Annotated in this window: 13 protein-coding genes; 5 read left to right on the top strand and 8 right to left on the bottom strand. The window is 70.4% G+C overall.

The genetic code is table 11. From position 1 onward, the window contains the following. The first annotated feature begins 597 nt into the window (after nt 1-597). The gene (locus tag ACFY12_RS34390; RefSeq protein WP_390719916.1) at nt 598-957 is read left to right on the top strand and encodes a hypothetical protein; all 360 of its coding nucleotides are present in this window, start codon (nt 598-600) and stop codon (nt 955-957) included. A gap of 41 nt (nt 958-998) precedes the next feature. Beyond that, nucleotides 999-1,247, top strand: a complete 249-nt coding sequence (locus ACFY12_RS34385) for a hypothetical protein (protein ID WP_390719915.1) — start codon at nt 999-1,001, stop codon at nt 1,245-1,247. Between the two features lie 152 nt (nt 1,248-1,399). On the opposite strand, the gene ACFY12_RS34380 is transcribed toward ACFY12_RS34385, so the two are convergent. Beyond that, the gene (locus ACFY12_RS34380; protein WP_390719914.1) at nt 1,400-1,975 is read right to left on the bottom strand and encodes a hypothetical protein; all 576 of its coding nucleotides are present in this window, start codon (nt 1,973-1,975) and stop codon (nt 1,400-1,402) included. Continuing rightward, nucleotides 1,972-2,826: a hypothetical protein gene (locus tag ACFY12_RS34375; RefSeq protein WP_390719913.1), complete on the bottom strand. Its 855-nt coding sequence runs from the start codon at nt 2,824-2,826 to the stop codon at nt 1,972-1,974. Before ACFY12_RS34375 ends, ACFY12_RS34380 begins: the two co-directional genes overlap by 4 nt. Nucleotides 2,827-3,194: 368 nt before the next feature. Between ACFY12_RS34375 and ACFY12_RS34370 the strand changes: the two genes are divergently transcribed. Beyond that, the gene (locus ACFY12_RS34370; protein WP_390719912.1) at nt 3,195-3,386 is read left to right on the top strand and encodes a hypothetical protein; all 192 of its coding nucleotides are present in this window, start codon (nt 3,195-3,197) and stop codon (nt 3,384-3,386) included. A 150-nt stretch (nt 3,387-3,536) separates the two neighbouring features. Here ACFY12_RS34370 and ACFY12_RS34365 read toward each other — a convergent pair whose 3' ends face one another. Then, nucleotides 3,537-4,460 (bottom strand): hypothetical protein, encoded by a 924-nt coding sequence (locus ACFY12_RS34365; RefSeq protein WP_390719911.1) that lies wholly within the window; start codon nt 4,458-4,460, stop codon nt 3,537-3,539. A gap of 342 nt (nt 4,461-4,802) precedes the next feature. Here ACFY12_RS34365 and ACFY12_RS34360 point away from each other — a divergent pair, with 342 nt between their 5' ends. Then, complete coding sequence (locus ACFY12_RS34360) at nt 4,803-5,156, top strand: hypothetical protein (RefSeq protein ID WP_390719910.1); 354 nt, start codon at nt 4,803-4,805, stop codon at nt 5,154-5,156. Nucleotides 5,157-5,276: 120 nt separating this feature from the next. Here ACFY12_RS34360 and ACFY12_RS34355 read toward each other — a convergent pair whose 3' ends face one another. From ACFY12_RS34355 to ACFY12_RS34345, 3 genes are read right to left on the bottom strand one after another with little or no spacing between them, the layout of a single operon-like run. After that, nucleotides 5,277-6,188 carry a hypothetical protein gene (locus ACFY12_RS34355; protein WP_390719909.1) on the bottom strand — a complete coding sequence of 304 codons (912 nt, stop codon included), beginning with the start codon at nt 6,186-6,188 and terminating at the stop codon, nt 5,277-5,279. After that, nucleotides 6,185-6,811, bottom strand: coding sequence for a hypothetical protein (locus ACFY12_RS34350; RefSeq protein ID WP_390719908.1), 627 nt, complete (start codon nt 6,809-6,811; stop codon nt 6,185-6,187). The genes ACFY12_RS34355 and ACFY12_RS34350 overlap by 4 nt, the downstream gene beginning before the upstream one ends. After that, the gene (locus tag ACFY12_RS34345; protein WP_390719907.1) at nt 6,808-7,065 is read right to left on the bottom strand and encodes a hypothetical protein; all 258 of its coding nucleotides are present in this window, start codon (nt 7,063-7,065) and stop codon (nt 6,808-6,810) included. The genes ACFY12_RS34350 and ACFY12_RS34345 overlap by 4 nt, the downstream gene beginning before the upstream one ends. Nucleotides 7,066-7,286: 221 nt before the next feature. Here ACFY12_RS34345 and ACFY12_RS34340 point away from each other — a divergent pair, with 221 nt between their 5' ends. Continuing rightward, nucleotides 7,287-8,264 carry a tyrosine-type recombinase/integrase gene (locus tag ACFY12_RS34340; protein ID WP_390719906.1) on the top strand — a complete coding sequence of 326 codons (978 nt, stop codon included), beginning with the start codon at nt 7,287-7,289 and terminating at the stop codon, nt 8,262-8,264. 47 nt (nt 8,265-8,311) lie between these two features. On the opposite strand, the gene ACFY12_RS34335 is transcribed toward ACFY12_RS34340, so the two are convergent. After that, a complete protein-coding gene (locus ACFY12_RS34335) occupies nt 8,312-9,736 on the bottom strand; it encodes a hypothetical protein (protein WP_390719905.1) in 1,425 nt (474 codons plus the stop codon). Nucleotides 9,737-10,345: 609 nt separating this feature from the next. Beyond that, nucleotides 10,346-11,416, bottom strand: a complete 1,071-nt coding sequence (locus ACFY12_RS34330) for a transposase (RefSeq protein ID WP_390719917.1) — start codon at nt 11,414-11,416, stop codon at nt 10,346-10,348. Between the last annotated feature and the right edge of the window lie 188 nt (nt 11,417-11,604).

Below are 11,604 nucleotides of genomic sequence, written 5' to 3'. Positions count from 1 at the left end.
CTGCTGTTCCCCCGCATCGACCCCTCCGCCGTGCCGGCCGTGGTCGACGGCGAACGCAGCCTCGGCGAGGACGACTTCATGAGCGGAGCCACCCCCGCCTGGGCGTTCCTGCAGACGACAACCAGCAGCAACTCTCTGACCAGCTGATTCGGCCTCAGCCCACGAAAGTCCGCCCCAGCGATGCGTGCACGCGGTATGCGGCGTGCGGAGGTACGGGAGCCGTCCGGCCGGCCTCAGCCCCCACCGGACATCAGCCCCAGGTCCGGCCAGGCGAAACCCCCACCGCCAGCAACCACGCCTCTCTCTTCAAAGCCCCAGGCCCGCGGCGGAGTAACCGGCGGCAGCCGGGTGCCGCACCGCTGCGGCCGGCGCGTCGTTGAGCACGGCGTGATCCCACCCAGTCCCGAGCACAGCCGGAAATGCTCGCGCCACCTGGCGGCCGTCCCGCCCACCTGCCATCTGTGCGCCTGCGCTTCCGTCCCCGTCCCGGCAGCTCCCGGAGTGACCGTCGTCCTGCATCCGGCAGTTGGCCCGCCCCGACCCGTCGGTCTGTGCGAGCCCTGCTCCTCCGGACGGCCCGCCCCCGACTGCCCCGACATGGGGGCCGCCGATGTGGCGTGGAGGGTCCTTACCCGCGACGTCGAGCGCCTGCAGCAGGAGTACGTGAGCGGGCAGTGGCTCCCGTACCCGGAGGAGATGCGGTTCGCTGAGGGTCTCGCCCGCATCCCGTGGGGACAGGCCACGATGGAGGCGGCGATGCGCCTCCGGCCCGTCGGTCGTCTCGGTCTGCTGCTCGAAAACGCGATCTTCGTCTTGCGCTATGTCGAGGGGCGTGACCCGGCGCTGTTGCGGTTCCGTCAGCTGGTCGACGTGCTCGCCGACGACGCCGAGAAGGCGGCTGCTGCACGGGATACCGGATCAGGTCATTCCGTTTTGGGCAACAGGAAACTCGGCTGATCCCGTTGTCTGCCGGACCGGCCCTGCGCTGCCATGGGTCCATGGCCTTCTACAGCGAGACGGAGAAGCGGCTGCGGATCCTGGACCGGCAGCGCCGGGCTCTGGACGTCCGGCGGGACGCGGTGACCGAGACGGCGGTGGACCTGGTGCTGCACCACAGACAAGAGCTGGGGCCCACTGCGCGGCGGGCGGGCCTGACCGTGCACGCGCTGCGGCAGGCGGTGCACGCACACCCGGAGATCGCCCCGATCCTGCTGGGCACCCCGGAGGACCGGCGCGCGGGACTGTAGGCGCCCCGGCCGGGCGTGCTGCGCTTCCGGCCGGCGGGCCGCGCGCGGTAGCCTGGCAGGGACGTCAGGGGTCGTGGGCCCCTGGAAGACGTGGGGCCAGGTGACCTGGGGCATTACCGGGAGCCTGGCCTGGCGCATGTCTGGGCCCGGGGTCAGCGCACCTCGACGGGGAAGTCGATGACCCGCTCACCGAGGATGGCCCGGTACCGGGGATCGCCCAGCTTCTCGGCGCGCACCGCGCCGGCCACGATGTCCGCGACCCACAGCAGCGGCTCGGCGGCCCCGGGCAGGTGGTCCAGGCGGAAGCGGGCGTCTTTCGGCAGGGCGTACCGGGCCTGCTGGACGGTGGCGACGTCGCGGGCGTTGAGGACCGGGTCGCGGGCCTCCATGAACAGGTGCTCCACCCCGAACCAGTGCAGCTCGCAGACCAGCAGGTTCAGGCAGTGGGCGCGGGCGCGCTCCTGTCGGCGCGGTCTGACGGGGGCTCCGATGGCGACGACGTGCAGCCCGTCGAGGGCGGCCACGGCGCGGGCCAGCTCGGCGCGCTGGGTCCGGTCGGCCTTGGTCCAGTGCACCTTCGTGGAGGAGTGGCGGGCCTGCAGGCGCAGCATCTCCTTGCGTACGTGTTCCTGGACGTCGTCCGGGATGAGGGCCGCGGCGATGATGTAGAAGCCGGTGTCGTCGTGCTCGTGGAAGGACTCGTCCGACCAGGCCGTGCTCGTGCTCATTCGTCCTCGTCGGGGTCGGGCCCGTAGCGGCGGGCCCAGCGTTCCTTGAGCACCTCGAAGCCGGCGCCGGAGGCGCCGCGGTGCAGCTGCGTGATGGCGTCGACCAGCTCCTGGTGCCCGTCGAGGGAAACGACCTCGGGCAGGGTGGCGTTGCGGGTCTCGGCGAACATCGCGTGGACGTCGTCACGCTCGATCGCCCTGGTCAGAGCTGCGGGCCAGCGCGCCGGGGTGTAGGCGGGCCGGGGGAAGATGCGCTTGTTGAGCTTGTCCTGGAAGGCGTACTCGCTGCGGTCGGCCCGCTCCTGCAGGTCCTCGACGGCGGCGAGGCGCAGCGCGAGGGCGCGGATCTCGGCGGCGTGGGCCTCGACCCACTGCCGCTGGGCGCGCTGGTTGGCCCGGCTGTCGCGCTCCCTCTCCACCCGCTCGCTCTGCGTGCGCCCGGGGTTGGCGTCGGAGGCGTTCCCGCACAGCCGCAGGTAGCGGCGCTCTGCCGCCTGCCTGCTCTTGACCTCCAAGGCCGGGGCGATCCGGGCCCAGGTCGCGTTCTTCTTCCGGGCCGCCTCGATCAGGTGTCCCTCGGCCACGGTGAAGTCGTCGCGCAGCTTGCGGATGACCAGCAGCGCCGCGAGCAGGTCGGTGGGGGACAGGCTCGTGAAGTCGGAGACGTACGCCCGCTCGATCACCTCGTCGAGCCGCTCGGCCACGTCGGCGACCTTTCCGCCGGGCCAGTACACCGACTCGAAGCCGTAGTCCTCCTCGTCGACGCTCGACAGGTGCGACCAGGCGGCGGCCCGCTCGCGCTCGGCCGGGGGCCCGTCGTCCGGTCCGTTGCCCGGGGGTGTCGTCCTCATGGCGACACACGATGTCATCGCCGGGACGACGCTTGGGAGTTGGGGCGGGGATGCCGCCCGTCCGGGTGACGCCTTGAGATCGCGCTCGACGGCTGGGAAGCTGCCGTGATCCGTACGAAGCGACCGGAAGGACCGGACGATGCCGGTGCAGGGTGCGTGTCCAAACTGCGGCGCCCGCCGCGAGATCAAGGACAAGGACAGGCCGTGTAAGTGCGGGGCCTGGCAGAAGCGTTAGGCCCGCTGGGCGGTCCGGGCAGAGAGATCGTTTCCCGCCGCGCGGGACCCTGAGCATGTGAGGGCCCCGCGGCGGCCGGCGGTGGCGTACGACGGCATCACGTACTCATTGCCGTCAGCCCTGGGAGGCCCTGATGGAGCCACCGAACCACCTGCCGCCCGACGACCCGAGCAGCCAGTCCATGATCCTGGGCCCCGCCGGACCGGCATTCGTCGACGTCACGTTCTCCACCCTGAAGTTCTGGTCGGTGTACCGATCGGCCCTGCTGACGAACACGGACGGCACCCCGCCCGTACAGAACCGCCCACCGGACGCGAGCCTCTGACCACAACCCCGTTGCTTCACGGCGCGCACGGATCTGCACCACGACGATGCCGTTTCGCGCCGGGGAGTGACGGGCAGCGGGGTCCCGGGGGCGGCGAAGCCCCCGGGTACCACGCGCCCCGGCCACAGGACTGTGCCCCGGCCCGTTGGGTCAGAGCAGCCGCTCGACTCGCTCCACCAGGTCCGGCCGCTCACGCTCGGACGCAGCCTTGACCCGCTCCAGCATCTCCAGGTCGACCAGCTCCTCCACCCCGGCGCGGACAAGAGCGACAAGCTGATCGGGTCCGAGAGCCTCGACCTGGACGGTGGCGCTCATGTGGTCGCCGCGACGGTCGGTCCGCTTCTGCGGCGCGGTGGCCAGCCCGTACTCGGTGATCTGCTGTTCGGTGACGGCAAGCTGCTTCACGGTCGGCAGGGTGCCGCCCATCTCCTCGATGAACTGGGCGACGTCCTCGGCGGCGGCGTCGAGAATGCTCAGCCCGCTCGGATCGCGGTCGCCGATCCTGAGCACGGTGGTGGGGACCTCTCGGTGGGCGATGCGCAGGGCAGCGGCGTGCTTCGCGCACACCGACTCGAACCCGCCGGATCCGTACACCGCGACCCCGAGCGGCTCGGTGACGCGGGAGATCATCGGCATCATGCCCTGGGCCTCGACCCATACCTCGACCACACGGGGCTGCCCCTGATCGAGCGGCCGGGCGTACGAGCGGGCGGAAGCCTTCACCGTGTCCCACCAGTCCTCGGGGTCGCGGTAGCCGGCGGGCAGGCCCAGGACCTCGGCGCGGTCGTCGCGGATGTCGCCCATGGGGATCAGCCGGGCGCGGCGGGCCCGGTTGAGGGTCTCCTGCAGCCGGTCGTACGCCTGCTCTTTCTTGGGGTACTCAAAGCGGCCCACCAGCCGGTAGAACACCTGTCTCGCCGTGAGCGGCAGGTAGGCGCGGTACTCGTCCAGGACCTGGCGGATCTGCTCGACCAGGAGCAGCTTCTCCGGCCGGGGCGACCAGGGCGCGAACCCGCGCGGGCGGGTGCGGCGGTAGGTGCGGCCCGAGACAGTGTTACGGCCGGCCGTGCTCATGGCTCCATCGTGGCACCGGAGCGCCCCGCCGAGGGTCCACGGCCCTCCGACCTGGGCGACGGGCCCGGATGGCAGCGCTCCCGGGGCACGGGCCAACGGCCCAGCCTCGTGTTCGTAGGGAGCGTTTTCGTGATCCGGCTGACGGGCGGAGATCGCAGCCCCGACAATGGTCCGCTATCCCGTCGACCGACTCCAAAGGGGGAACACCCGTGCTCATCAGGCTGTTCGGCTTCAAGGGCACGATGAAGATCGCCGCCGTGTTCGTGCTCGGCGCCATGCTCTACGGCTGCGTGAAGGGCTGACCGAAAGCGGGCGAGGGCCAGAGGGTTCTACTGTGCCGCCATGAGGATTCCCGGCAAGAAGACCAAGGAACTGTCCGAGGACCTGCAGACGATGGATGCGGGCCTGACCGTGGCCGCTGACCTGATCGCCGACAACGCTGCGAAGAGCCTGCGCGAGGGCCGCTGGACGGACCTGGTCGCCGACCTGGCCGAAGCCAGCCGCCGGACTCAGATCAGCCTGCACGAAGCAGTCGAAAAGTCGCTCGCCGAAGGGGAGACCTTCGAGACCCTGGCCAACGCCTCCCACCTGTCGCCCGAATACCTGCAGGAGGCGTACGAGCAGTTCAACCGTGAGATGTGGGCACAGGCCGGCCCCGGCAAGGACGGCCGGGAGCCCTGGCGGGTGCTGGGCTGATGTCCCCGCGATCCTGACCGTGCGGCACCCACGGCCGTACGGATCGGGGCCGGTACAGTCGAAAGGGCGCCCGCAGCCAGCTCCAATGGCTGCGGGCGCCCTTCGTCGTGCGGCACGGGGTCAGCGCTCGACGACGTCCTTGTCGAGGTCGCGGTGGACCAGGTCGACGCTCAGGCGGCGGATGGTGAACTCCTTGGCGGCGTCAGCCAGTCCGTACGCGGCGGCCTGCTCGACGTCCCCGGCGACGACGGCGCGCAGGGCCATCGCCGTGGTAGCTGCCCTGTGGCGTCCGCCGGCGCACTGCGTGACGACGATGACCGGCGCGGCCGTGGGCCCGGCGAGGTAGCCCTGGACCTGCAGCGCGGTCGCGGCGAGGACCTGCCGCACGCCCGGGGTGTCCATCACGGTGTCGCGCACGACCTGGTCGTGGGCGGTGAGCTGGCGCAGGTCGGCGCGGACGTGCGGGTCGCGGAAGTGCTTGCGCAGGTCGAGCGCGATGGTGGCCCTGGTAAGGACGTCGGCGTGCTCGCCCTCGACGTCGTCGTGCAGGCGGCCGATGGACACCACGGTGACGTCGGCCGGGGCCTGGGCGACGACTCGGTCCCGCCGGGAGTCCCAGCCGGTGCAGTGCTCGCGCACCTCGCCGTCCCGGCCGCGTACGGTGATCTGCCACGACGGCCAGCCGGTACGCGGACCGCGGTCGATGGCGAGAACCTCGTACTCGCTGCCGTGCTCGCCGTGGTCATAGCGGCCTCCGACGCGGCGGGGGCCCACCTGCAGAGCAACGAACTCCTGCCACGTCATGTCGAAGCCCTCCTCGCGGCCTCCGAGCAGCTCGCCGGGGATGCTGTTCTCGCACTCCCCGCACTGGCTGAAGGCGGTGGAGTGGACGGTGCCGCAGCTGGCGCAGGTCCAGGACGGACGCTGGCAGGCGTGGCACGCGTCGTAGTGCGGCGGGTTGTCCTCTCCGCATGGGCATCCCCACGCGCGGCCGGCGCGTTTGGCGGTGGCGAGGTCGGTCTCGTACGTCATGCGGTACCCCCTGTGGTCTGCGATTCGATGGACGACGCGGTGACCACGGTGCCGTCGTCGAGGAGGACGGATCCGTGCGCGACGTAGTCGTGCTTGCGCTCGTGGCGGTACTGCAGGGTGCCGGTGGCGTCGAGCAGCGCGGCGAGGGCCTCGTCCAGCGACCCGTCCGGGGTCAGGACCACGTGCAGGCGGGGAGTGCCGTGCTCGTCGTACATGTGAACGCTCTCGGCCCACCGTGTCCAGCTCTGCCGGGACCACGGGATGAGGGTGCGGATCCGGCGGCTGAGCTCGGTGGCCGGGTGGGTGCACGGCTTCTCGATGTGCGGCCGGTCCGCGTAGAGGTGGCTGCCCGAAATCAGGGTGCCGTTCCATGTCCCGTGGACCTGGGCGTATCCGTAAGCGTTGGTGCGCTCGTGGGTGATCGGCGCCTTGAGGACCGTACCGATCCGGTCCAGGGGGCCCACCTCGTCGGTGTAGGGGAGACCCGTTTGGACCAGCAGGCGGACACCCTCCGGGAGGGCTGTGTGGAGCCCGGCGCGTAGCCCGGCGACGTCCCCAACGTGGTCCAGGAGGTCGGCCGCGGCGTCGAACAGCTCGGGGAGCTGGTGCAGGTGCGGCTTCATCGGGTGCCCGCCTCCGTGAATCCGAGGGTCTGGGCGGCCAGCTCGGTACGGCGCTCGTGCGCCTGGTCGAGGTTGTCGCGCAGCTGTTGGGCGCGGGCCGCGGGGTCGTAGTCGAGGGGCTCGACCGTGGGGTGGCCGGCGGCGAGGACCTGCTCGTATGCCCAGCGGTCTTCCTGGCGGATCCGGCCCTCGACCTTGGTCGTGGCGACGGCTCGTTCCTCCCACATGTCGATGGCGATGCGTGCGTCGGCCACAGCAACGACGTAGGCGGGGTCTGAGGAACATCGGTGTCAGATCGTGCGCTAAGCCTTCGTCGGCCCTGGTGGGCGGCCGGCGGGCCGTCGGCAACGGGGCCGGTCTGAAGTCATCTCCCAGATAACACCCCAATATCTGCGGTAGCGTGATTCGTCACCTGCGGTGACGTTCTCCGGCCGCTACGTGAAGCGGCCCTGTTATCTGCGGCAAGGGGGAAGCGGTGTCCAGCGTCGTGCAGCTGCCGATCGGGAAGGCGCTGACCGTCCGGGCGGCGGCCGACGTGTTCCTCGACTCGCTCGGCAACCCGAACACGGTCCGGAACTACGGGATCGGGGTCGGCAAGACCGCCGAGCGGATCGGCGAGGGCCGGCCGCTGGCCTCGGTCGCGGACGACGAGATCGGCGAGGCCCTCGAACTGCTCTGGGGCACCGCCGCGGTCAACACTTGGAACTCCCGTCGGGCCGGGGTGCTGTCCTGGCTCGGCTGGTGCCGCGAGCGCGGCTACGAGGGCCCGGCGGTCCCGGCCTGGGCGAAGCGGCTGGCGGTGCCGGAATCCGAGACCCCGGCCCGCTCGAAGATGGCGATCGACCGGCTGATCGCCCGGCGCGAGGTGCACCTGCGGGAGAAGACGCTGTGGCGGATGCTCTACGAGACCTCCGGGCGGGCGGATGAGATCCTCGGCGTCAACATCGAGGATCTGGACTTCGCCGGGCGCCGCTGCCCGGTTAAGGCCAAGGGTGCCCGGACCAAGGCCCGCCGCCGCGGCCAGGCCCGCGAGGACTATGTGCTGGAGACCGTGTACTGGGACGCCGGCACCGCCCGGCTCCTGCCCCGGCTGCTGAAGGGCCGCACCCGCGGGCCGGTGTTCGTCACCCACCGCAAGCCCGGCCCCGGCAAGGTCGTCAGCTCGCGCGACGTCTGCCCGGACACCGGGTTCGCCCGACTGTCGTACGGGCAGGCACGCGCCCTGCTGGACGAGCACACGGCCGTACGCGGGCCGGGCACCGGCTGGGACCTGCACGAGTACCGCCACTCCTCCCTGACCCACCTCGGCGAACAGGGCGCCTCCCTGCTGATGCTGATGGCGAAGTCCAGGCACAAGAAGCCGGAGAACGTCCGCCGCTACTTCAAGCCGTCCCCGGAGGCAATCGCCGAGCTCACCAGCCTCCTCGCACCTCGCACCGGCACCCGGCGCTGAAGACCACGATGACTCCGATGCCAGGGCCATCCCTGCATGCCAGGTCGTCAGGCGTTCGACTCTCTCTCCCACCGCTCCAGCACGCCCCGTTTTGCCTCGTCGAATATCGCGGCGAGCAGGACGATGCCCGATTGGTCTCGGTAGGTGTACCGCAGCGGTGGCTCCTCGTCGGACCACAGACGCTCCGCCGCCTGTAGCGCCCGGCCCCAGGCCGTGATGAGGGAGGGATCCTGGATGATCTCCTCTTGGCCTTCAGGGCCGGGAACGGTAGCCCGCCAGAGTCCCAGGGATGACAGGTCGAAATTCACATCGCGCACCCCGGGCGGAGGCGGTGGGGCCGGGTCGGTTGCGAGATCATCGAAGTTGGTCGCCTCCACAAAGTGCCTGACGAAATCGTGGCCGTCGTCAAGAGACGTGGTTTCGGCCCTCAGGAGATCTGGCTGGAACGCGCGTCGGCGGACAAGATCGTCCATACGGCCACGGACCACATCTTCGGCTTCTTGGCGGCTTGCTCCGTTGGCCTCCTCAGCTTCGATCTCGGCCTTGAGCTGGTAAAGCCGTTGGTTGTTCCACTGGAGCACGATCCCGTGGTTGTCCACGAGCGCCTCGAAGGTCTGGTCGGCCGCTTGCTGTTCATCAGCCGGCAGGGAAGGCCGTGCCGCGGGATGGCGGGTGAGCATCAGGGAGGCCAGGTAGTCCTCAAACCGTTTGGCCTTCAAGCGCGGCTCCCCCCGCATCACGCTGCGGACGCCGAGACGGACCTGCCGCTCGCGTAGCGCCCTGCTCTCGACCAGGTCTCGGAGATTCGAGTCCATGGCCTCGACGAAGTGCTCCGACAGGGAGAGATAGGACTGGAAGACCATTGCAAGCACCGCGATCCGCTTCGCCTTTAGGTCATGAAGCAGGCTGGTGGTGACCGCACCGAAGTCGTCGATCATGGAGGCCAGGCGGCGGAAGCGGTAGATGTCGGCAGGAAATGCCGCATCCTCTGCGAACCGGTGGAAGACGTCGCGTGGCTCCATCGCGGGATCCAGCCCACAAGCCTGGACCACGGCCCTCAGGTACTGGTCGATCTCGGCTTGCATCTCCAGGATGCGGTCACGAACAGGGTTAGAGGTCGCTCGGCCCGCGGGTTTCTCGTTCAGCCCCTTCACCGTCTGCCTCAGTTGCGGGGGCTGCGGCAACCCTGCCTCGTCCTTGGGCCAGGAGGCCAGCAACGGGTTCTCTGAAGCCCATCGTCGGCGGGCGTCCACCCAGGCCCGAGCAGCGACCCACTCGTCCTCGACGTCCTCCGCGTCCCCGCCCAGGTACCCCGCGACAGCCACGGTGACCTCGCGGCTGCTCAGCTCTGGCCCGGTGAACACCGTCCCGATGGTCGGTCGGGCGAAGGAGATCGCCTTCTCGATCTCGGCGAGGCTGGGGTTCCCGGCTGCCTCCTTCAAGTCCCGCATCCGCTGGATCAGATCACGCACCGGACCGGGCTCTGCCTTGATCGGTGCCCGAGACCCCTCTCCCCGGCGGGCGCCGTTGCCGCTCGGTGTTCCCATGCCTTCCCCTCCCGTTTGCTGTCGGCCCATCAGCTCATGGCTGCTGACTGCCCGTTCCAGACAATCCCCAGACAGCCAGACCGTCATATCGCCCCTGGCCACGGGCCACACTGACGTCGTGCCACTTGGCACGTCTCCCACACCTGCAGGTGCGCCCGCTGCTCCTTGGATTGGCCTCCCGGGCAGCGGGCGCGGGGCAGCCAGTCAGAAAGGACGCCCGATGTCCAACATTCCCACGGAACCACGTACTGCGCCGGAAGTTGCCGAGCCAGCGGCTTGTGCGGACTGTGCAGCCCGCGCCGCGAAGCGAGCGCGGAGGCGCCGACGCCTCCGTGTCTGTGGCCAGAGTGCCGCAGGGGCATTTGCAGTCATCGCCGCCGCTGGCACTGTGGCTGCTCTCGTCATGGGACTTCCGCTCTACGCCGGTCCGCTCGCAGCGCTCGCCGCTGCGGGGATCTCGTCGGCGGTGGCTATGCGGTCCTCGCATTAGCCAGCCTTGCTGACACCGACTGCACGCCGGGTGACGAGACATCGTCACCCGGCGTACTTCATGCCCTTCTCGTCGTCGGTGGCGTCCGGGTCACGCAGGGGCCGCAGCCCGCCGGGCAGGTCGGGGAGCTGGAAGGAGTACCGGCCGAGCATGTTGACGTGGTGCCGGACGAACGGGGAGAGGCGCGCGACGTCCTCGTCGCGGACGTCGAAGCCGTCGGTGCGGAGCTGGGTGACGGCGGCGTCCATGTACCGGGTGTTGAAGAGGACCAGGGCGTTAAGGACGAGGCCGAGGGCGCCGATCTGGTCCTCCATGCCGTCCTGGTAGCGCTGGTAGAGCTGTCCGGCCCGGCCGTGGAAGATCTTCCGGGCGAGCGCGTGACGGCCTTCCTGGAGGTTGGCCTGCACCTTGATCTGGCGGCGGTAGCCGGGCTCGTCGGCCAGGCGCAGGATGTGCAGGGTCTTGGAGATCCGCCCGTAGTGGGCGATCGCGTCGCCGAGCGGGGTGGGACGGCCGTCGCGCGAGAGCATGCGGATGACGTCGTAGGCACGGACAGCGCCGGTGTGGATGGAGCCGATGATCCGCAGGACGTCCTCCCAGTGGCGCGCGATCCGGGCGAGGTCGATCCGGCCGCGGGCCGCGTCCTGGAAGGCGCCGTAGTCGGCCGTGCGGTCGATGCGCCACATCTTCTGGTCCGGCAGGTCGGCGAGCTGCGGGGCGTACGCGAACCCGGCGAGGGTGAGCAGGCCGAAGACGATGTCGCTGTACGAGGCGGTGTCGGTGACGATCATCTCCGGGCGCTTGCCGCCGTCACGGTCGTAGAGGACATCCAGCACGTACAGGGAGTCGCGCGGGGTACCGGCCACGACCTTCCCGCCAAGCCCGGCGGCCTGGTCGTTGATCATGTTGAGCCAGGTGGCGCCGCCCCGGCGTCCGAAGTACCTCGGGTTCGGCCGCGCGTACACGCTCGGCACCGGGACGACGAACCTCATCCCGTCGACCGAGGCGACCAGGCCGCCGCCCCACGCGCTCGCGAGGCCGATGGACGCCTGGTGCTCGATCAGGGTCGCGTTCGCGGCCCGCCATCCGGCCGGCCCCACGGCGTTCCGGCCCAGGCCGCGTGCCGGGGCGCGTGGGCGGCCGGCGGGCCGTCGCCCCGGGGCGCACCATCTGGGGTCTCAGATACACGAGGCACTTCCAACTCCCCCAGAACCCGTACGGCCCCGATTGCCTGCCCGGCAACCGGGGCCGCTGTGTTGCCCGCCCTCAGCAACGACCCCGTACGACACCGAAGTCACGCCGC

It is taken from the genome of Streptomyces sp. NPDC001339 (assembly GCF_042895955.1).
GTDB lineage: Bacteria > Actinomycetota > Actinomycetes > Streptomycetales > Streptomycetaceae > Streptomyces.
Note: the sequence above shows the minus strand (reverse complement) of the source record. Positions and strands in the feature narration are given on the sequence as shown.